The following is a 19874-nucleotide window of genomic DNA, read 5'->3' as shown; positions in this document are numbered from 1 at the left end:
GCGGCTCTCCTCGGGGGCGCCTCGGCGGCAGGTTCCACTACGGAAGTGTACGGGAACGCAACCGTATCGGTACACCAGCGTATCGATACGCCAATGTATCGATACACTGGCGTGTCGCTGTGCGCGTTAACAGGAAGAGAGACCGGGGGATGAGCTCCCACACCACACCTGCCGAGCCGGCAGCCGCACCGAGAGCCGCGCGCCGCCGCCTCATACGCGAGCTGCTGCTCGTCGCGGGCTTCTTCGCCGCATACAAGGCGGGCCGGCTGCTCTCGACCGACCGCACCGAAGAGGCCTTCCGCAACGCCGGGCGAATATGGGACGCCGAGCGCGCCCTGCACCTACCGGGCGAAGGCCTCCTGCAGCGGTTGCTGCTCCACGGGGACGCCCTCGTCACCACCGCGAACACGTACTACGCGGGAGTCCACTTCCCCGCGACCGCGCTCTTCCTGATCTGGCTCTACGTGCGCCGCCCCGCCCACTACCTGTGGACGCGCCGGGTCCTCGCCGCACTCACCGCAGCCGCCCTCGCCCTGCACCTGGCCTACCCGCTCGCGCCCCCGCGCCTGCTCGGCGCCGCGCAGCTCATCGACACGGCGCAGGTCTACGGGCCCAGCGTCTACCGGGCCGCACCGGCCGAGGACACCCTGGCCAACCAGTTCGCCGCGATGCCCTCCCTGCACTTCGGCTGGGCGCTGATGCTCGCCGTCGGCGTGATCGCCGCCACCTCCTCGCGGTGGCGGTTCCTGTGGCTGCTGCACCCGCTGCTGACCCTGATCGTCATCGTCGGCACCGCCAACCACTACTGGCTCGACGCCGTCGTGGCCGCCGTCCTCCTCGGAGCGGCCCTGCTGCTGGTCCCGAAGCCGCGCGCGAACGGCGAACCCGACGACGAACGCGACGACGATGCGGACGCCGCCGGGCCCGACCCCGGGGCGACCCACGAGAACGACCCGGACGGGTCCGTACGAGGCCTGCCGCGCCCGAGGAGCGCGGACGCGGCCGTAGGAGCAGGACAATGAACGACACCACCCTCGCCGTCGGGCTCTGCCTCGCCTCGGCCGCGGCCTACGCGGCCGGCGCCGTCGCCCAGGAACGGCTCGCACGGGCCGCGGTCGCACGCACCGCCGGGGCCCTGATGGGCTCCGGCGCCTGGTGGTGGTCGGCCGGCCTGAACGCCGCCGCCGCCCTGCTGCACGCGGCGGCCCTGCGGTACGGCCCCCTCACCCTGGTGCAGCCGCTCGGCGCGCTCACCCTGGTCGCCGCCGTCCCGCTGGGTGCGCGCAGGTCCGGCCGCCGGGTGGTGGCCACCGAATGGCGGGGAACCCTGGCCACCGTCGCCGGGCTCGGCCTGCTGCTGCTCCCGGCCTCCGGGCCGGCCCCCGACGACACGCTCACCCTGGTCGAGGCGCTGGCCGTCTCCGGCGCGACCATGGCCGTGATCATGATGCTGACCGCGGACAAGGACCCTCGCTCGGGCCTGCGCCACGCCACCGCGTCGGGCCTGGCCTCCGCGGCCGCCTCCGCCCTGACCCAGACGGTGGCCGTGGCGGCCGGGCGCGGCGGAGCACTGCTCAGCGTCCGGGTCGTCTCCGTGGCCCTGCTCGTCATGGTGTTCGCGGTCGGCGGGATGCTGCTGTCGCAGCGGGCCTACCGCGGCGGACTCGGCGCCCCGCTCGCCGTGGTGAACCTGGCCAACCCGCTGGCCGCGGCCGTCATCGGCATGGTCCTGCTCGGCGAACGGCTGCAGGGCGGACTGGCGGGGGTGCTGCTGGCGGCCACCGGAGCCCTGCTCGCGGCGCGCGGAGTGGTCCTGCTCACCCGGACGCCCTCCGCCCCGGCGGGTCCGGGCGCCGGCGCCGTCGCGAGTGCCGTCGCGGGCGCCGAGCTGCCCGTACCGGTCGGCCGCGTGGCCGTCTGAGCTGCGGAGAACCGTTTCGGCCCAGGTCGCGTCCTCCGAGGAGAACGCCCGAACGACTGAACAACAGAACGACCGGACGACCGAAGCGGAGTGACTGGACATGGGGATCGTCAGCTGGATCATCCTGGGACTGCTGGCCGGAGGCATCGCCAAGGTCCTGCTGCCCGGCCGGGACCCCGGCGGCCTGATCGGCACCACCCTCATCGGTGTCGCCGGAGCCTTCATAGGCGGCTGGCTCTCGGCGAAGGTCCTGGACAAGCCGATCCAGACCGAGTTCTTCGACCTCGCCACTTGGGGCTCCGCCATCGCGGGCTCGCTGGTCCTGCTGATCGGTTACCGCATCCTCTTCGGCAACTCCCGCGACTGACCCGGCCCTCGGGGCCCCGCCCGGCCGAGGCCGCCGGACTCGCCTGCCCGGACATGCTCCTGCCGCCGGTCGCGGCCGGTGTCCCGGCCGCCAGCCCGACGCCGCCCCGGCGAGCGGCCGCCCGGCCGCCCGTCAGGTTCCGGCCGATGTCCGGCTCGCAGTTCCCGCTGCCGGCCGTCCCGGCAGCGGCCTCCCTGCCCTTCCTACTCGGCCCCGGGGATCCCCCCGGCAGCCACCCGGCCGCTCCGCGCGACCGGCCGACTACCCTGGCCGCACCACCGCGATGTACGAGCCCGAGTTCGAGTACGAGCAGCGAGGAAACCGGTACCCGATGAGCGTCACCCCCGTCCCCACCGCCGACCTGTACGACGAGTACGGCGAGTCCCTCGCCATCTGCACCACCGGGTTCCGCCAGTTCGGCGGACGCCGGCTCTTCGCGGGGCCCGTACGGACCGTCCGCTGCCACGAGGACAACGCGCTGCTGCGCACCCTCCTGCACACGCCGGGCGAGGGCGCGGTCCTCGTCGTGGACGGCGGCGGCTCGCCGCGCACCGCCCTCGTCGGCGACCTCATCGCGGGCGCGGCCGAGGCCAACGGCTGGGCCGGACTGATCATCAACGGTTCGGTCCGCGACAGCGTCGCCCTCGGCGGGCTCGACCTCGGCATCAAGGCGCTGGGCACGGTCCCCCGCAAGAGCGGAAAGACCGGCGACGGCGCAGTCGACGAGCCCGTCACCATCGGCGACATCACCTTCCGCGCGGGCGACACCGTCCACGCGGACGACGACGGCGTGGTCGTCCTGCCGCGCTGATCCGCCCCCCGCCGCGTACCGGCGTACCGGCGGACCGGGCGGATCAGAACCGGCCAGGGCCGAAGTCCCGGCCCTGGCACGGCCGTCGCGGGCCGGGTTTCACTGCGGGTCCATGAGACGACGACACCGGATCACCGGCCTGCTCGGCGCCATCGCGCTGACCGCCGCCACCCTGGCCGCCGCGGCACCCGCGCACGCGGCTGCCCCGGCCGCCGACCCGCCGCCCGCGGAGTTCGGGACCGACTGGCACGACCCCCTCACCGCGGCCCCGCCCGTCACCCGCCCCGCGACCCGCTCCTGCCAAGTGACCCTCGCGGAAGCCCGGTTCCGTGACTTCACCCCCTACCGGGCCAGTTACGCACCGCCCACCGGTTGCGGCGCCGACGGCTGGGCCAAGGTGGTCCTGCGCCTGGACGGCAAGGTCAAGGGCCGCCAGTACGACCGCCTCGGCCACCTCTCCCTCGGCGGGGTGGAGATCCTGCGCACCTCCACCCCGCAGCCCTCGCCCGACGGCATCACCTGGGCCGTCGAGAAGGACGTCACCCGCTACCGCGACACCCTCGCCCGCCCGCAGCCCGTCGAAATGCTCATCGGCAACGTCGTCGACGACACCTACACCGGCGTCATCGACGTCCGGGTGACCCTCACCTTCTACGCCGCCGAAGGCCGCACCCGGGCCCCCGACACCCCCGACCGCGTCCTGCCCCTCACCTCCCCGGCGGTCACCACCCCGCGCAACACGGAGCGCCTGCTCGCCGAGGTGTACGCCACCGGCTCGGGCGGCGGCTGCGAGGAGTACTGGTACATGACCACCCCCGACGCGGCCCCGTACTCCTGCAAGGCCGCCGACGGCCCCCACCGCGAGGTCCGCGTCTCCGTCGACGGACAACTCGCGGGCATCGCCGCGCCCTTCCCCACCGTCTGGACCGGCGGCTGGTCCAACCCCTTCCTCTGGTACGTCACCCCGGGTCCGCGCGCCTTCGACGTCCAGCCGATCCGCTACGACCTCACCCCCTACGCCGCGCTCCTCAACGACGGCCGCCCGCACCGGATCGAGGTCTCCGTCGCCGGGGTGCCGGCCGGACAGAGCGGCTGGAGCACACCCACCAATCTGCTGCTCTGGCAGGACGAGGCCCGGGAGGTCGTCACCGGCGCCCTGACCCGGCACGAGCAGAGCGATCCGAGCGGCCACTCCCGCTGGACAGCCGCGACGCCCGGCGCACCGCACCGGCTGGACACCGAGGGCGGACACCGGCTCACTGTCGCCGGACACCTGAACACCTCCCACGGCCGGGTGGCCACCACCGTCACCCGCACCGTGCGGAGCACCTCCGTGCACCGCTGGACCGACGGCGAGAACCAGGACGCGCTCGCCGCCACCTGGACCGACGAGGAGCGCGTGACGCACGGGCAGACCACCACCCGCACCGACCGCACCTACACGATGGACGGCGAGACCACCCTCGGGGACGGCGACCGGCTGCGCACCGTCATCGCCCTCGGCGACCGCGCGGACACCGTCACCGTGCGCGGCGGCCGCACCGTCGACAGCTCGCGGCTCGACGACCGGTACACGGGCGACGCCACCTACACCGCGAACGTCCCGCGCGACCAGCGGCACGCGGTCGCCACCACCTCCGCCCACTACCGCCTGTACGGGTCCGGAGCACCAGGCGGGTGTTACGACCGCACGGTGGCCACCGTCCAGGGAACGCTGACGGTGGACCGCCTGCGCTGCTGATCCCGCCGCCCCCTACGATGAGCGGCCATGGATACGAGTGAGGCCGGCAGACAGCTGATCGACGGCCGTTTCGAGCTGGTCGCACCCCTGGGCAGCGGGGGCATGGGTACGGTGTGGCGCGCCCGCGACATCGCCCTGCACCGCGAGGTCGCACTCAAGGAGGTGCGCCCGCCGGACCCGGCGACCGCCGCCGCCCAACCCGGCCTCACCGACCAGCTGCGCGAACGGGCCGTCCGCGAGGCCCGCGCCCTCGCCCGCCTCGCCCACCCGCACGTGGTGACGATCCACCACATCGTCGAACCGCCCGAGGGCGCGGACGGACACCCGTGGATCGTCATGGAGCTGGTCCAGGGCGGCTCCCTGCACGACCGGCTGGAGTCCGGGCCGATGCCGCCGGCGGACGTACTGCGGCTCGGCCTCGACGTGCTCTCCGCGCTGCGCGCCGCGCACGCCGAAGGGGTGCTCCACCGCGACGTGAAGCCGGCCAACGTGCTGCTGCGCCCCAGCGGGTCGGCGGTGCTCACCGACTTCGGCATCGCGGCCCTGCACGGATCGACCGGGCTCACCTCGACCGGCGTACTGATCGGCTCGCCCGAGTACATCGCGCCCGAACGCGTCCGCGGGGAGGAAGGGCTGGCCGCCTCGGACCTGTGGTCGCTGGGCATGCTGCTCTACGTGGCCGCGGAGGGGGTCCATCCGCTGCGCCGGGCCACCAGCCTGGCCACCGTCGTCGCCGTGCTCGACGAACCGATCCCGGCGCCCGTGCGCTCCGGCCCGCTGGCGCCCGTACTGGAACGGCTGCTCGTACGGGACCCGGCGGCGCGGCCCGACGGGGCGCAGCTGGAACAACTGCTCCGCGACGCGAGCACCGCTCTCGGATCCGGCTACGGGGCAGGTGTGCCCCCGGTCCTTCCCGCACCGCCGCTCACCCCGCCGCCGCCCGCCGCGGCCACGCCGGCCGGCGGCGCGCCGGCCGCCCCCGGCCAGTTCGGCCCGTACGGCGGCCCCTACGGATCGCCCACCCCGCCGCCGTACGGCTCCGGTGCCTCCCCCTACGGGTCCAGCACCACACCCGTCCCGCTGGCGTCCGTCCCGCGCCGGCGCCGCCCGGCCCTGATCGGCGCCGCGCTCACGGCGGTGCTGGCGGCCGCCGTCGTCGCCGTCGTCCAGCTGCTGCCCGACGGGAACGCCGGCGACGACGACGCCGTCGACGCGCGCGCCACCCGGCCCGTCGTCGCCACCCCCGGAGGCGCCGCCTCGACCCCGGCCCCGAAGGCGAGCACGTCCAAGGCCGGGACGGCGGTCCGCGGCAGCATGCTCACCCCGCAGAACATCCGGACCGCCCTGGAGGCGCTCAAGGAGAAGACCGGCACCACGACCTTCGTGGACCTCAAGGTCTACGACGGGTACGTGCTCGCCTCGATCCCCACCGCCCCCGGAGCCGAGACCGTCGACGCCTGGCAGTACCGGGACGGCTCGGCCAAGCGCACCGGGCCGGACGGCACGGTCGAGGAGGGTGAGCCGCTGATCGACATGTCGACCGTCAACTGGGACGCGCTGCCCGGCCTGCTGGAGCAGTCCAAGAAGGAGCTGGGCGTCGAGAAGCCGACCTCGACCTATGTGATCGTCGAGCCGTGGATGATGGACCAGGTCCCCTGCATGCGCCCCTACCTCAGCGACGAGTACGGCCGCGGCGGCTACGTGCTCGCCGGCATCGACGGCAAGGTCAAGAAGGTCGTCGGCTCCTGACATCCTGTAGCCGTACGCACGTACGGTCCGACAGGTCAGGGAGCAGGACCACCATGCCCAGCTGGCGCACCACCCTCACGGCGGCCGGTGTGTCCGGCTCCCGGCTGCGGGACGACTACACGCACGCCGCCCGCCGGGTGCTCCGCCGCGAGCCGGCCCCGTACCTGGCGCTGCGGATGCTCGCCGCGCCGCCGCTGGTGCCCTGCCTCGCCGCGGGGCTCGCCTTCATGAACCTCGTCGACGACGTCGCCGAGACCGGTACCCCGCAGCAACGGGCCGCCGGCCTCGCCGCGTTGTCCGAGCGGGTGGAGGCGGCCCTGAAGTCCGGGGACAGCCCCGACCCGCTGCTGCGGGCCTACGCGCACGCGGTGGACTCCCGCGGTCTGCCGCCGTACTGGGTCTCCCGCTTCCTGGCGGGCGCCGCCACCGCCGAGGCCGGATTCGACGGCTTCGAGGCGGAGGAGGACTTCCAGGCCTACCTGGACGCGTACGCGCTGCCGGGGGTGCTGGTCTTCACCGGGCTCCAGTACCGGGGCGGCCCCGACGAGCAACAGGCGGCGGGCTGGCGGCGGTTCGTCGACGCCGCCCAGCGCGTGGACTTCCTCGCCGACCTCTGCGGGGACCTCGCGGACGGCCGGCTCTGCATCCCCCGCGCCCGTCTCGCCGAACACGGGGTGACCCGCGCCGACCTCGAACAGGCCCGCGACACCCCGGCCGTACGGGCCCTCCTCGCCGCCGAGTGCCGGCGTGCCCGTACGGCTCTGGACGACACCCGCGGCATTCTCGACCTCGCCGAGCCCGGACTGCGTCCCGTGGTCTCGACCATGACGGAGCTGATGGCGCACCAGCTCACTGCCGTGGAGCGCGCGGGGGTCGCCGCCCTGCGCCGGGACATCGGGTACGGCCCGGCGGCGCCCCTGCGGATCCTCGTCCGCGCCGCCCGGCGTCGCCCGGTGTGAACCGGTGCAGGGAGTTTCCTAGTAGGGCCCGTTGACGTTGTCGATCGAGCCGTAGCGCGCCGCCGCGTAGTTGCAGGCGGCGGTGATGTTGGCGACCGGGTCGTAGGAGTCCTGCGAGGTGCCGGGCACGTGGTAGGCGCGGAAGGTGGGGTCGATGACCTGGAGCAGGCCCTTGGACGGGATCCCGTTCTGGGCGTTGATGTCCCAGTTGTTGATCGCCAGCGGGTTGCCGGAGGACTCGCGCATCACATTGCGGTGAATTCCGTTGTAGGAGCCGGGAATACCGTGCTTCGCCATGACGTCGAGGGACTCGCGGATCCACCCGTCGAGATTGTTCGGGTAGGCGGTCGCGGGCTTGGCGGCGGCAGCGGTCTTGGCCGCCGCGGCCGTCTTCGCCTGGGTGCCGATCGTCAGCTTGATGCCGGGCCGGATGACCGACGGGTTGTCACCCACGACGTTCCGGTTCGCCTCGTAGAGCTTCTGCCAGCCGCCGGTGAGGGAATGCTGCGCCGCGATCTGCGAAAGGGTGTCGCCCGCGACCACGGAATAGGTCGTGGGGGCGGCGGCCGTCTCCACCGCACCGGCGGTGGTCGCGCTGATCAGCGGGAGAGTGAGGGCCGCGCCACCTGTGCCGGCGAGGGCCAGCTTGCGGGTGATCCGGTAGTGCTTCGGCCGACGGTGCTTACCCTTTGCAGGCATGGCGGAATTCCTCACGTGGGGGGACGGGAGATCCCGGGCGGGGGCCGTATTCGGCAGCTGACCACCAGGAACGAGGTGACCGTAGGCGAGCGCGCCGCGCCGGAACAAGCCCCGAATTCCCCCGATAGATCGACATCTCGCTTTCGGTCGGGTAAATGACCTTGAAGGCGTCATGGCGCAATAGCCGATTCCCTTTCCGGGAAAAGGGAATCGGCTATTCGCGGGAAATGATGTTGAAGTGTCGGGTGTGGCTCACATCACGGTTTACCGGCCGGGTGGCCAATTCGGGCAAGTCCGCTGTCCGGGTGTCTCATTCGGGCGAGCGGCCCGTAGGTGGCGAATCGCCCATGGGGGACTCTTTCCGGCGGATTGTCGGTAGCTGCGCCGCCTGCTTGCGTCCGATTCGGCGCCGCCCTGTCGGCCCCTCGGGTCACATCGGCCCGTCCAGCCCGTCCAGCCCCTGCAGTGCGGTCGTCACCGCCTTCACCGCCCCCTCCGAGGCCGGCAGCAGGGGCAGCCGGACGTCCGGCGTCGGGATCCGCCCCTGCGCGTGCAGGACGCCCTTGAGCACCGCCGGATTCGGCTCGGCGAAGGCCGCCGCCGACATCCGGGCCAGCGCGTGCCCCAGCGGCCGCGCCCGCGCCACGTCACCGGCCCGCCAGGCCCCGGCGAGCTCGGCGAACCGGCCCGTCGCCAGATGCGCCGAGGCCAGGATCCCGCCCGCCGCACCCAGCGCCAGCAGCGGCGACAGGTACACGTCGTCACCCGCCAGCACCTCGAACCCGTCCGGCAGGTCACCGAGCAGTGCCACCGCGTCCTCGCCGATGCCGCCGCCCGCGTACTTCACCCCGACGACCCCCGGCAGCGATCCGAGCGCCCGCAGCGCGGCCGCGTCCAGCGGCTGCCCGGTGCGGTACGGGACGTGATAGACGATCAGCGGGACGGGGCTCGCAGCAGCCAGCCGCGCGAAGTGCGCCAGCACACCGGCGGCCGCCGGCCGGACGAAGGCCGGCACCGTCACCAGCGCCGCCCCCACCCCGGGCCACCGGGCCAGCCGGGCCAGCGAGGCCTCGGCGGCCCGGGTGCCGCTCGCCCCCGCACCCACGGTCAGCGGCGCGCCCCGCTCCCCGCAGACCCGGGCGCACACCGTGGTGACGAGGTCGCGCTCCGCCTCCTCGAGGCAGGCCGCCTCCGCGGTGGTGCCGAGCGCGACGATCCCGGTGGCGCCGGCGTCGAGCACCTCGTGGGCCAGCGCCTCCAGCGCCTCGGCGGCGACCTCCCCGGTACGGGTGAAGGGCGTGACGAGCGGTACGTGGATCCCCTGCAACGGCCGGGTCGGGAGGGCCGCCGCTGCTGCCGCTACCCCTGCGATGTCTGTGATGCCTGCGATGTCCTGTGCCATACCGACGAGCCTCGCCCGCGGAAAGGATCAAATCCAGTTCGCGTTTCTTACCCGAACCGTAAGCTGAGCCGATGCTCGACGTACGACGCCTGCGCCTGCTGCGCGAACTGGCCTGCCGCGGCACCATCGCCGCCGTCGGCGAGGCCCTCGCCTTCAGCCCTTCGGCGGTCTCCCAGCAACTCACCGTCCTCGAACGCGAAGCCGGCCTGCCGCTGCTGGAGCGCACCGGCCGCCGGGTCCGGCTCACCCCGGCGGGCCAGAACCTGGTCCGGCACGCCGAGGCCGTTCTTGAACGCCTCGAACAGGCCGAGGCCGACCTCGCCGAGGCGCGCGGCGGGCTCTCCGGAGTGCTGCGGATCGGCGCCTTCCCCACCGCGACCCGGGCCATCGTCCCGGCCGCCCTGATCGCCCTCGCCCGGCGGCACCCGGGGCTGGAGCCGATGGTCTCGGAGACCGACCCGGCCGCGGTGGCGCACGCCCTGCGCGCCGGGGACCTGGACGTGGCGCTGGTGCACGAGTACGACTTCGTACCCGCCGAGCCCGAGCCGGGACTGGCCACCGAACCGCTCTACGGCGAGGCGATGTACCTGGCCGCGCCCGCCGACCCGGCCGCCGTACCGCCCGCCGCCCCGCCCGCCGAGCCGGACCCCGGCGCGGCCGCCGCCCCGGACCCCGGCCGGCCCGCCGGCCCGGAACCCGACCAGGGGGCGGCCCTGCGGACGCACGCCCGGGCTCCCTGGATCACCGCCACCCCCGGCACCCTCTGCCACGCCATGACCGTCCGGGCCTGCCAGGCCGCCGGCTTCACCCCGCGCGTCCGCCACCGGGTCGACGAGTTCGCCACCGTGCTCGCGCTGGTCGCTGCGGGCCAGGGCGTGGCCGTCGTACCGCAGCTCGGAGTCACCGGCCCCGCCGATCCGGCCGTACACCTCACGCGCCTGCTCATGCAGCGCCGCACCAAGCTCGCCTTCCGCAGCGGGGCCGGCGCCCACCCCGCCGTGGCGGCCTTCGGCGCCGCACTTCGGGCCGCCGTACCGCCGGATCTGGCCGGGTCGCGCGCCGTGTCGTGACACAACTCCCGTACCGCGTGCCGTCCGTGTACGTTCGGTGATCCAGACCGATTCGATCAGAGCGGGGTACGACGTGACGCATCGCGTACGAGGGGTCATCGCCCGGAGCAAGGGCGCACCGGTGGAGACGACGACGATCCTCGTGCCCGACCCGGGACCCGGCGAGGCGCTCGTCCGGGTGCAGGCCTGCGGGGTCTGCCACACCGACCTGCACTACCGCGAGGGCGGCATCAACGACGAGTACCCCTTCCTGCTCGGCCACGAGGCCGCCGGAATCGTCGAGTCCGTCGGCCCGGACGTCACCTCGGTGGCTCCCGGCGACTTCGTGATCCTCAACTGGCGCGCGGTGTGCGGCACCTGTCGCGCCTGCCGACGCGGCCGCCCCTGGTACTGCTTCGCCACGCACAACGCCACCCAGCCCATGACCCTGGAGGACGGCACCCCGCTCTCCCCGGCCCTGGGGATCGGTGCGTTCGCCGAGAAGACCCTGGTCGCAGCCGGCCAGTGCACCAAGGTCGACCCCGCGGCCGCCCCGGCCGCCGCCGGCCTCCTCGGCTGCGGGGTGATGGCCGGCCTCGGCGCCGCCCTCAACACAGGCAACGTCGGGCGGGGCGACTCCGTCGCCGTCATCGGCTGCGGGGGAGTGGGCAACGCGGCCGTGGCCGGAGCCCGCCTGGCGGGCGCCTCGCGGATCATCGCCGTGGACCTGGACGACCGGAAGCTGGAATGGGCGCGGGGCCTGGGCGCCACGCACACCGTCAACGGACGCACCGACGACGTGGTCAAGGCCATCCAGGGCCTGACCGGGGGCAACGGCGCGGACGTGGTCATCGACGCCGTGGGCCGCCCCGAGACCTACCGTCAGGCCTTCTACGCGCGCGACCTCGCCGGGACGGTGGTCCTGGTGGGCGTGCCGACACCGGAGATGAAGCTCGAACTCCCGCTCCTCGACGTCTTCGGCCGCGGCGGCGCCCTGAAGTCCTCCTGGTACGGGGACTGCCTGCCCGAGCGCGATTTCCCCCTGCTGATCGACCTCTACCTCCAGGGCCGGCTCGACCTGGACGCTTTCGTCTCCGAGACCATCCCGCTCGACGGCGTCGAGGACGCCTTCGCGCGGATGGAACGCGGTGAGGTACTCCGCTCGGTCGTCGAGTTCTGACACCCCGTCCGGCCAGCCGCGGCCGGACCCGGCCCGCCTAGAATCGGGCCACCACCCCCGCGCCCCCGCCGCCACCCGGCCGGGGCGCGGTCCTTCATCACCTCGTACCCCTGGGGGCCGTCCGTGACCATCGCACACAGCTACCGCCAGCCCGGCACGGTCCTCACCGACCACCGGTTCTCCGTCCCCCTGGACCACGCGCGCCCGGACGGGGAGCGGATCGAGCTGTACGCCCGCGAGGTCGTGGCCGCCGGTAAGGACCCCGAGGCGCTGCCGTGGCTGCTCTACCTGGAGGGCGGTCCGGGCTTCGGGGCCCGCCGTTTCATCGGCCGCCAGGCCTGGCTGGAGCGCGCGCTGACCGAGTACCGGGTGCTGCTGCTCGACCAGCGCGGAACGGGCCGCTCCACCCCGGTGAACCGGCAGACCCTGCCCCTGCGGGGCACCCCCGCCCAGCAGGCCGAGTACCTCGGCCACTTCCGCGCCGACTCCATCGTGCGCGACGCCGAGGCCATCCGGCCCGGCCTGACCGGCGGCGCGCCCTGGACCGTGCTCGGCCAGAGCTTCGGCGGCTTCTGCGCGACCCGCTACCTCTCCACCGCGCCCGAGGGCCTCACCGCCGTCCTCATCACCGGTGGCCTGCCGTCCCTGACCGCCGGTGCCGACGAGGTGTACGAGGCCGCGTACCCCCGCATCGAGCGCAAGAACCTGGCCCACTACGCCCGCTACCCGATGGACGTCGAACGCGCCCGCCGGATCGCCGCCCACCTCGCCGAAGCACCGGCCGAACTCCCCGGCGGCCACCGCCTCACCGTCGAGGGCTTCCAGTCCCTCGGCATCCTCCTCGGCGGGGGCGACGGCAGCCACCAGCTCCACTACCTGCTGGAGGACGCCTTCGTCCCGACCCCCGCGGGACCCGCCCTCTCCGACGCCTTCCTGGAAGGCGCCCGCTCCCTGCTGTCCTTCGCCGGTCACCCCCTCTACGCACTGGTCCACGAGGCGATCTACGCCCAGGACCCCGCCACGCCCACCGCCTGGGCCGCCGAGCGCGTGCGTGCCCGCCACCCCCGCTTCGACGCGGACAAGGCCCTCGCGGGCGACGAGCCGATGCTCTTCACCGGCGAGACCATCCACCCCTGGCACTTCACCACCGACCCGGCCCTCGCCCCGCTGCGCGAGACCGCCGAGCTCCTGGCCGCCCGCACCGGCTGGCAGCCGCTCTACGACCCGGCCCGACTGGCCGCCAACGACGTGCCGGTGGCCGCCGCGGTCTACCACGACGACATGTACGTGGACACGGCGCACTCGCTGGAGACGGCCCGCTCCGTGCGGGGTCTGCGGACCTGGGTGACGGACGAGTTCGAGCACGACGGCCTCCGCGCCGGCGGCCCCCGCGTCCTGGACCGCCTGCTGTCCCTCGTCCGCGACGGGGCGTGACACGGGGTCGGTGCGTCTTCGTGCAGGTCATGGATGTGATGGAGGCCCCGATTAATCGTTCCCGAAGAAGTTGATCACACGGTTAGGGTGGGCGCTCGTACCCGAGAACCGACCGATGTGTGGAGCGTGCATGCTGAGAAGGATGTCGAGCGCCGTCTCGCTGGCCCTGGCTGGCGGACTGGCCGTGGCCGGCGTGGTGGCAGGACCGGCGACGGCCGCCGTCGCCGCGCCGGCCGTCAGCGCCGCGGGGGCGGGGGAGACCCCCGTCGGCGCGCAGGCCTGGACGCGCGTGTCCAAGAAGTACCCGAACCGCTCCTACTGGAACGCCGCCGGCGACCTGCGCGTCGGCAATGAGGCCGGCACCGAGGGGCTGTCCCGCGCGTACCTCCGCCTGGACACCACCGCGTTGGCGGGTGCCACGGTCTCCAAGGCGACCTTCCGGATCACCAACACGGGGGCCGCGTCCTGCACGGGCCGTCCGGTGGAGCTGTGGAGCGTCGGCGCCGTCTCGGCGAAGACCACGTGGAACAACCAGCCCGCCAAGGCCGTCCGGCTGGCGACGGTGACGGACGCCAAGGGCCGCGAGGGCTGTGCGGCCGGCGACCTCGAATTCGACGCCACCGCGTTGGTGAAGGAGGCCGCGGCCACGTCCCAGGCCTCCGTCACCGTCGGTCTGTTCGCGGCGAACGAGTCCGACGCCTCGGCCTGGAAGCGCTTCGCCCCGACGACCGCGAAACTGGAGACCACCATCGGCCGCCCCGCGCCGCCGGTGATCAGCTCACCCGAGTTCCCCGACGCCTCGAACGGCGCCCCCGCCGACACCGGCAAGGCCCGCACCCCGGGCACCTTCACGTTCGGCACCGGTGGCGCCACCAACATCGAGAAGATCGTGTACTGGTCGGACTTCGAGCCGCGGGAGGCCACCGTGGCTCCGGGCGGCAGTGCCGTGATCACGCCCACCGGCTCCGGTCCGCACATGATGTACGCGTACAGCGTGGACAAGGCCGGGCGGCGTTCGGACCAGGCCGTGTACCTCTTCTGGGCCCTCGGGAACGGCGGGGTCCGCGACGCCGCCGGTGACCTCAACGGCGACGGTCTGCGCGACCTGTGGACCCTGGACCCCGACGGCAGGCTCCGCTTCTCGGCCGGCCGGGCCGACGGCACCTTCGCCGCACCGGTCGACGGCGGGGCGTCCTTCGCCCCCGGCAGCCGGATCGCCGCCGGCGGGGACTGGGGCGAGGACGGATACAACGACCTGCTGGTGCTCGAGTGGGTCGAAGGGCTGGGAGCCAAGCAGCTCCGGCTCTTCAGCAACAACGGCCTCGGCGGCGTCCGTCCGCACGACGGCATCATCCTGAGTGTCTTCGAGGAGGACCCGGCGCAGGGCAACGATCACTGGTCGGACGCCCAGGACATCGCCGACGCGGGTGACTGGAACGGTGACGGGGAGCCCGACCTGCTGGTCAAGCAGGGTGCGAAGCTCTGGGCGTACACGGGCAGCCGCTCCGGCTACCTCGACATGAACGGCGCCCCGGTCCTCGTCGGTGACGGCGGCTGGGACATCGTCTCGGTCCTCGCCCCGGGCGACACCGACGGCGACGGCGCCGGCGACCTGTGGGTGCGCGACGACGCCTCCGGCGACCTCTTCGCCGTGAAGGGCGCCAAGGACGCCGCCGGGCAACTCGACCCCAGGAGCTGGGGCACGGCGCAGCGCGTGAGGATCGGCTCGGGCTTCGGCCGGACGGCCTACCCGACGCTGGTCTCCGCGGGCGACTTCGACCGCGACGGTCTGGTCGACCTGTCGGCCGTCGGCGCCGACGGCAAGGCCGTCTGGTTCCGGGCGACGGCCACCGGGATCGACGCGACCCCGCGGCCGATCGGCTGATCGGCTGATCCCACGTCGACCGGACGGGCCGGCGCCCCCGTTCAGGGGCGCCGGCCCGCTGTCGTCTCCGGGGGCGGCTCGATGAAGGCGCGGGTCAGGTGTGCGGTGGCGAGAAGGGCGCCGCGCTCCCTCGCCCGGTCCAGCAGGGCCCGGCGGGAGGCGCGGGCGGTGTCCCGGTCGCGCTCGTGGGAGTACGGCACCGCCGGGTCGCCCAGCTGCACCGCGTGGACCAGTACGTCCCCGGTGACCACCACGTCGCGGGCCCCGTCCCCCTGGTCCACCAGCACCGACTGGTGCCCCGGCGTGTGTCCGGGCGTCGGCAGCAGGGTGATGCCGGGCGCCAGCCGGTGGACACCGTCGACCTCGTGCAATCGGCCGCGCGCTCGCAGCGGCGCCACCGTCCAGTCCCACACCGGGTCCGCCCGGTCCAGCGCGGCCACCTCCGCGCGCTGCACCACGTACCGGGCCTCCGGGAAGAACGGTTCCCCGTCGTCCCCCGACGACCATCCCGCGTGGTCCTCGTGAAGGTGGGTCAGCACCACCGCCTCCACATCGGCCGGGGCGATACCGGTCACCGCGAGGGCGTCCGGCAGCCGCCCCGGCACCGGGGCCCAGGCGGCGGCCGGGGACCGGGCCGGCCCGACCCCGGCGTCCACCAGAATCCAGCGGCCGCCGGGCCGGGCGATCGCGAAGCACCGGAAATCCAGCGCCCACGCCCCGTCCGGTCCGAACGCGCCCGGGTCCAGCTCCGCGGCCCGCGCCCACGCCGCCTCGCCGGCCCCCGGAAAGGCGGCGCGGGCGGGCTCGAAGAAGATCCCGGTGGCGTCGAGCAGCGCCACCACCCGTCCCTGTCGATCCATTCGCCTATTGTGCGAGACATGACCGAACAACCTGACCAGCAGGACACTTTGCAGCCCATGCCCACCGACTGGACGCGCGCCCTCGCCGTGGTCGCGCACCCCGACGACCTGGAGTACGGGTGCGCCGCGGCCGTCGCGGACTGGACGGACGGGGGCCGGGAGGTCGTCTACCTCCTCGCCACGCGCGGCGAGGCGGGCATCGACAGCATCGCCCCCGCCGACTGCGGTCCGCTGCGCGAGGCGGAGCAGCGGGCGAGCGCCGCGGTCGTCGGGGTGTCCGAGGTGGAGTTCCTGGACTACCACGACGGGGTCATCGAGTACGGCCTCGGCCTGCGCCGGGACATCGCCGCGGCGATCCGGCGGCACCGCCCCGAGCTGCTCGTCACCCTCAACCACCGAGACACGTGGGGCGGTGCGCAGGGCGGCGGCTACTGGAACACCCCCGACCACAAGGCCGTCGGCCGGGCCGTGCTGGACGCGGCCGGTGACGCCGGCAACCGGTGGATCTTCCCCGAGCTCATCGAGCAGGGACTGCAGCCGTGGGACGGCGTGCGCTGGGTCGCGGTCGCCGGATCCAGCACGCCCACGCACGCGGCCGACGCCGGCCCGGGGCTGGAGCGCTCGGTGAAGTCCCTGATGGAGCACAAGGCGTACATCGAGGTGCTCACCGACCAGGACCCGGAGGAGTACGTACGCACCTTCCTCACCGGGAACGCCCAGCAGGCGGCGGCCCGGTTCGGCGGCCGTCCCGCCGTGCCGTTCGAGGTCTTCCCCCGCTGACCGGCCACCTCTAGTCTGACGACTCGTCAATTGATGAGTCGTCAGACGGCGGGCCGGGGGTGCGGGACACGGTGATCGACACCATCTCCACGGAGATCGCGGAGGGTGCGGAGCGCATCAGGCTGGAGGTCGCGGACGGTCTCGCGGTCCTGACCCTGTGCCGCCCGGAGAAACTCAACGGCTGGAGCTGGGAGTCCACCCGTCAGCTCGGCCTGCTCGCGGACCGGATCCGCTTCGACGCGGATGTCCGGGCGGTGCTGCTGCGGGCCGAGGGCCGGGCCTTCTGCGCGGGCATCGACGTGACCGCCCCGGGCGGCGCCATCACCGGGGGATCCCCGGCGGAGCGCACCCGCAACTACTACGAGGGCATCCGCTGGGTGCACGAGCGGTTCGCGGTCCTCGCCCGACTCCCGCAGCCGGTGGTGGCCGCCGTCCAGGGCTACTGCCTCGGCTTCGGCTTCGAGCTGGCGCTGATGGCCGACGTCCGGGTGGCGGCCGAGGACGCCGTCTTCGCCCTGCCGGAGGCTGGGCTGGGGGTGGCGGTGGACGCGGGCGGTGACCTCCGTATCGCCCGCGAGGCGGGTGCGGGCTGGGCCAAGTACCTGGCCCTGACCGGCCGCCGGATCGACGCGGGGACGGCGCAGCGCCTCAACCTGGTCCAACTGGTCGTCCCCGGCGATGACCTGGACTCCACCGCGTACGCCGTGGCACGGGAGATCGCCGCGAACGCGCCCCTCGCGGTCCAGGGCATCAAGCGGGCGGTCGATGCCTACGCCGATGCCGCCCTGCCCGCGGCCCTGGACCGGGTGGCGATGACCGCGGCCCTGACCCTCACCTCGGAGGACTGCCGCGAGGGCTACGCGGCCAAGGCGGCCCGCCGGCCCCCGCACTTCAGCGGAGGCTGAGCACCGGCCGCGTCGAGAACTCCTCGTACATGCCCACGCCGTCCGGGCCGTACGTGAACTCGGCCGCGTACGGATTGCGGTTGGCGGTGGCCAGCGGCAGCCACCCGAGCAGGTCGCCGTATCCGCCGCAGACGGCCTCGCCGCCGTCACCGCCGTGCACGGCGGTCGGGTCGCCGCTCAGCTCCGTGCCGTAGCTGTCGTAGGCGATGTGCAGCCCGAAGGCGTTCGGTTCGTGCCGGGGGCCGTCGCCGCCCCCGTACGACGGCTGGTCCAGGGGGCACTCGTTCCCCCAGCGGAACAGGGTGCCCGCCCCGGCCCCGCAGGCGTGCTCCCACTCGTCGGCGCCCGGCATCCGCAGCCCGCGCGCCGCGAGGGCTGCCGGCATGTCGTCCGGGCATGCGGTCAGGGCCTCGTCCTCGACGGCCATGAGCACGGTGGCCAGGGTCGCGGTGCGCGGCGGGCTCAGCACATCGGCGAGATACGACGTCAGGTCGGGGCAGCCGTAGCCGTACCCCTCCTCCGCGCTCTCGGCGTAATCGGCGCTCTGCGCGGGCGTCGGGACGAAGGCGTCCGGGTCGAACCCCAGCCGCACCGTCCCGCCGGGTACGAGGGCGAACTCCTGCCCCTCGCGCTCGATGCGTACCCGGTGCAGGGGACCGCCCAGGTGCTCGACGGCGTCGAGCAGCACCACCCGGCCGCCCACCTGCGAGGCGGCCTCGTGTGCGATGCGTGCGGCGGTGGCCGGGTCGAGCGACCGCCAGCGGTCGAGGGTCAGTTCGGCGAGAGACATGCCCCGATCCTCGCACCGGCCACTGACATCGATCGGCCCGGGGGAGGCGGCCCGGGGAGGAGGTCCGGGGGAAGCCCCCGGGGCAGGCTGCTCAGGCCGCGAAGCGGCGGTTGCCGGTGAGCGACCACACGGCGGAGATCCGGCCGTCGGTGACGGCGAACATGTCGATGCCGCTCTTGACGGCGACCTCTCCGTCGCCGTCGGCGTGGCTCTCGGTCCACCGGCAGGCCATCTCGCCGCGCTCGGAGTCGACCAGCGGCGCGGATTCCGCGGCGAAGGTCAGGCCGGTGAGGGCCAGGCTGTTGGCCGAGATGAATGCCGTCAGTTCCTCCTGGCCGAAGGAGTAGGCGGAGCCGGTACCGTCGAAGTCGTCCGCGAAGTGCAGCCGGAAGCCGGGGGCGAGGATCTGTTCGGCGAGGGCGACGTCTCCGTTCCAGAGCGCCGTCCAGCCCTCCACCAGCCGGGTACCGGCCTCCCTGGTCAGCGCTTCGGAAACGAGGGCGGGGGTCGTCGTCACAGACATGGGTGAGGTGCCTTCCATGGTCGGTTCGTGGTCACCCAGACTCCGGGCCCGGGGCGACAGCCCCCTGTCGGTGTTTAGCCCTCCGGGAGGAGGCTCAAGCGAAACCATAGAGTTCGTCGAGTGGGACGAAATCCCGTCCGGCCGTGTCCAGTTCGGACAGGTCCACCGGACGCGGCTCCGCCGTTTCCTCCAGGGCCCGCGCCTCCTGGATGCGGTCGATGCGGAAGTCCCGTACGGCGTCGCGCAGCCGGCACCAGCCGATGAGGTACCAGTGGTCGCCCCCGAGGAGGCCCAGGGGCTCCACGGTGCTCTCGGTGACCTCGCCCCGGGCGTCGCCGTGGCGCAGGTGCAGCAGCCGGCGGTTCGAGAGCGCCACGCGCAGGGTGTGCGGGAGCGCGGACGGCAGAGCGGGATGCGCGGCGAGCCGTACCCGGGCGGCGAGTTCGCGCGCTGCCTGCCGGTCGCGCTGCGGCATGACGGCGAACACCTTGTGCAGCGCCGAGCGGGCATCCGCGGCGAACGGTGTCCCGGACAGCGCGTGCAGGGCGACGCCCAGGGCCGCCGCCTCGGCCGGGGTGATGGTCAGGGGCGGCAGGGTGTGGTCCTTGTCCACCGCGTACCCGCCGCTGCGGCCCGGTTCGGCGTAGAGCGGCACACCGGACTGCTGCAGGGCGCTGAGGTCGCGCTCGATGGTGCGGGTGCTGACGCCGAAGCGATCGGCGAGCCACCGGGCGCTGCGCGGCCGGGGCGAGACCGCGCGTAACTCCTCCACCAGGGCGTACAGACGCTCGGTACGGTTCACAGCCATGGACCGTAGCC

Annotated in this window: 19 protein-coding genes; 13 read left to right on the top strand and 6 right to left on the bottom strand. The window is 73.9% G+C overall.

What is annotated here, in order from left to right; translation table 11 throughout:
• Nucleotides 1–149 precede the first annotated feature (149 nt).
• The 7 genes from B6R96_RS02720 (at nucleotide 150) to B6R96_RS02690 (ending at nucleotide 7548) form a co-directional block, all read left to right on the top strand.
• Complete coding sequence (locus B6R96_RS02720) at nucleotides 150–1022, top strand: phosphatase PAP2 family protein (RefSeq protein ID WP_081521421.1); 873 nt, start codon at nucleotides 150–152, stop codon at nucleotides 1020–1022.
• On the top strand, nucleotides 1019–1921 hold the full coding sequence (locus B6R96_RS02715) for a DMT family transporter (protein ID WP_081521420.1): 903 nt from the start codon (nucleotides 1019–1021) through the stop codon (nucleotides 1919–1921). The genes B6R96_RS02720 and B6R96_RS02715 overlap by 4 nt, the downstream gene beginning before the upstream one ends.
• A gap of 100 nt (nucleotides 1922–2021) precedes the next feature.
• Complete coding sequence (locus tag B6R96_RS02710) at nucleotides 2022–2288, top strand: GlsB/YeaQ/YmgE family stress response membrane protein (RefSeq protein ID WP_030390536.1); 267 nt, start codon at nucleotides 2022–2024, stop codon at nucleotides 2286–2288.
• A gap of 331 nt (nucleotides 2289–2619) precedes the next feature.
• Nucleotides 2620–3099 carry a ribonuclease E activity regulator RraA gene (gene rraA / locus B6R96_RS02705; protein WP_030390535.1) on the top strand — a complete coding sequence of 160 codons (480 nt, stop codon included), beginning with the start codon at nucleotides 2620–2622 and terminating at the stop codon, nucleotides 3097–3099.
• A 112-nt stretch (nucleotides 3100–3211) separates the two neighbouring features.
• Nucleotides 3212–4840, top strand: a complete 1629-nt coding sequence (locus tag B6R96_RS02700) for a peptide-N4-asparagine amidase (RefSeq protein WP_081521419.1) — start codon at nucleotides 3212–3214, stop codon at nucleotides 4838–4840.
• 27 nt (nucleotides 4841–4867) lie between these two features.
• Entirely contained in the window at nucleotides 4868–6589 is a 1722-nt protein-coding gene (locus B6R96_RS02695) for a serine/threonine-protein kinase (protein WP_081521418.1), read from the top strand.
• Nucleotides 6590–6642: 53 nt separating this feature from the next.
• Nucleotides 6643–7548, top strand: a complete 906-nt coding sequence (locus B6R96_RS02690; RefSeq protein WP_081521417.1) for a squalene/phytoene synthase family protein — start codon at nucleotides 6643–6645, stop codon at nucleotides 7546–7548.
• Nucleotides 7549–7566: 18 nt separating this feature from the next.
• On the opposite strand, the gene B6R96_RS02685 is transcribed toward B6R96_RS02690, so the two are convergent.
• Together B6R96_RS02685 and B6R96_RS02680 are read right to left on the bottom strand one after the other, a co-directional pair.
• Complete coding sequence (locus B6R96_RS02685; RefSeq protein WP_030390531.1) at nucleotides 7567–8247, bottom strand: transglycosylase SLT domain-containing protein; 681 nt, start codon at nucleotides 8245–8247, stop codon at nucleotides 7567–7569.
• Nucleotides 8248–8677: 430 nt separating this feature from the next.
• Nucleotides 8678–9649 carry a dihydrodipicolinate synthase family protein gene (locus B6R96_RS02680; RefSeq protein WP_081521416.1) on the bottom strand — a complete coding sequence of 324 codons (972 nt, stop codon included), beginning with the start codon at nucleotides 9647–9649 and terminating at the stop codon, nucleotides 8678–8680.
• A gap of 71 nt (nucleotides 9650–9720) precedes the next feature.
• On the opposite strand from B6R96_RS02680, the gene B6R96_RS02675 reads away from it, so the two are divergent.
• The 4 genes from B6R96_RS02675 (at nucleotide 9721) to B6R96_RS02660 (ending at nucleotide 15197) form a co-directional block, all read left to right on the top strand.
• Complete coding sequence (locus tag B6R96_RS02675) at nucleotides 9721–10719, top strand: LysR substrate-binding domain-containing protein (RefSeq protein WP_081521415.1); 999 nt, start codon at nucleotides 9721–9723, stop codon at nucleotides 10717–10719.
• Between the two features lie 73 nt (nucleotides 10720–10792).
• On the top strand, nucleotides 10793–11878 hold the full coding sequence (locus tag B6R96_RS02670; RefSeq protein WP_053702744.1) for an S-(hydroxymethyl)mycothiol dehydrogenase: 1086 nt from the start codon (nucleotides 10793–10795) through the stop codon (nucleotides 11876–11878).
• Between the two features lie 129 nt (nucleotides 11879–12007).
• Nucleotides 12008–13312 carry an alpha/beta fold hydrolase gene (locus tag B6R96_RS02665; RefSeq protein WP_081524939.1) on the top strand — a complete coding sequence of 435 codons (1305 nt, stop codon included), beginning with the start codon at nucleotides 12008–12010 and terminating at the stop codon, nucleotides 13310–13312.
• A 142-nt stretch (nucleotides 13313–13454) separates the two neighbouring features.
• Nucleotides 13455–15197: a DNRLRE domain-containing protein gene (locus tag B6R96_RS02660; protein WP_081521414.1), complete on the top strand. Its 1743-nt coding sequence runs from the start codon at nucleotides 13455–13457 to the stop codon at nucleotides 15195–15197.
• Between the two features lie 41 nt (nucleotides 15198–15238).
• Here the strand turns inward: B6R96_RS02660 and B6R96_RS02655 are convergent, their stop codons facing one another.
• A complete protein-coding gene (locus B6R96_RS02655) occupies nucleotides 15239–16057 on the bottom strand; it encodes an MBL fold metallo-hydrolase (protein ID WP_081521413.1) in 819 nt (272 codons plus the stop codon).
• Nucleotides 16058–16075: 18 nt separating this feature from the next.
• Here B6R96_RS02655 and B6R96_RS02650 point away from each other — a divergent pair, with 18 nt between their 5' ends.
• A complete protein-coding gene (locus B6R96_RS02650; protein WP_030390525.1) occupies nucleotides 16076–16837 on the top strand; it encodes a PIG-L deacetylase family protein in 762 nt (253 codons plus the stop codon).
• Nucleotides 16838–16908: 71 nt separating this feature from the next.
• A complete protein-coding gene (locus B6R96_RS02645) occupies nucleotides 16909–17742 on the top strand; it encodes an enoyl-CoA hydratase/isomerase family protein (RefSeq protein ID WP_081524938.1) in 834 nt (277 codons plus the stop codon).
• Here B6R96_RS02645 and B6R96_RS02640 read toward each other — a convergent pair.
• The 3 genes from B6R96_RS02640 to B6R96_RS02630 form a co-directional block, all read right to left on the bottom strand.
• Nucleotides 17729–18532 (bottom strand): hypothetical protein, encoded by an 804-nt coding sequence (locus tag B6R96_RS02640; protein ID WP_081521412.1) that lies wholly within the window; start codon nucleotides 18530–18532, stop codon nucleotides 17729–17731. The genes B6R96_RS02645 and B6R96_RS02640 overlap by 14 nt on opposite strands.
• A gap of 91 nt (nucleotides 18533–18623) precedes the next feature.
• A complete protein-coding gene (locus B6R96_RS02635) occupies nucleotides 18624–19055 on the bottom strand; it encodes a hypothetical protein (protein ID WP_158721410.1) in 432 nt (143 codons plus the stop codon).
• Nucleotides 19056–19149: 94 nt separating this feature from the next.
• A complete protein-coding gene (locus B6R96_RS02630; RefSeq protein WP_107475448.1) occupies nucleotides 19150–19863 on the bottom strand; it encodes a helix-turn-helix transcriptional regulator in 714 nt (237 codons plus the stop codon).
• Nucleotides 19864–19874 lie beyond the last annotated feature (11 nt).

This window comes from Streptomyces sp. Sge12, assembly GCF_002080455.1.
GTDB lineage: Bacteria > Actinomycetota > Actinomycetes > Streptomycetales > Streptomycetaceae > Streptomyces.
The sequence above is the reverse complement of the archived record's forward strand: the minus strand, read 5'-3'. Positions and strand labels throughout refer to the sequence as shown.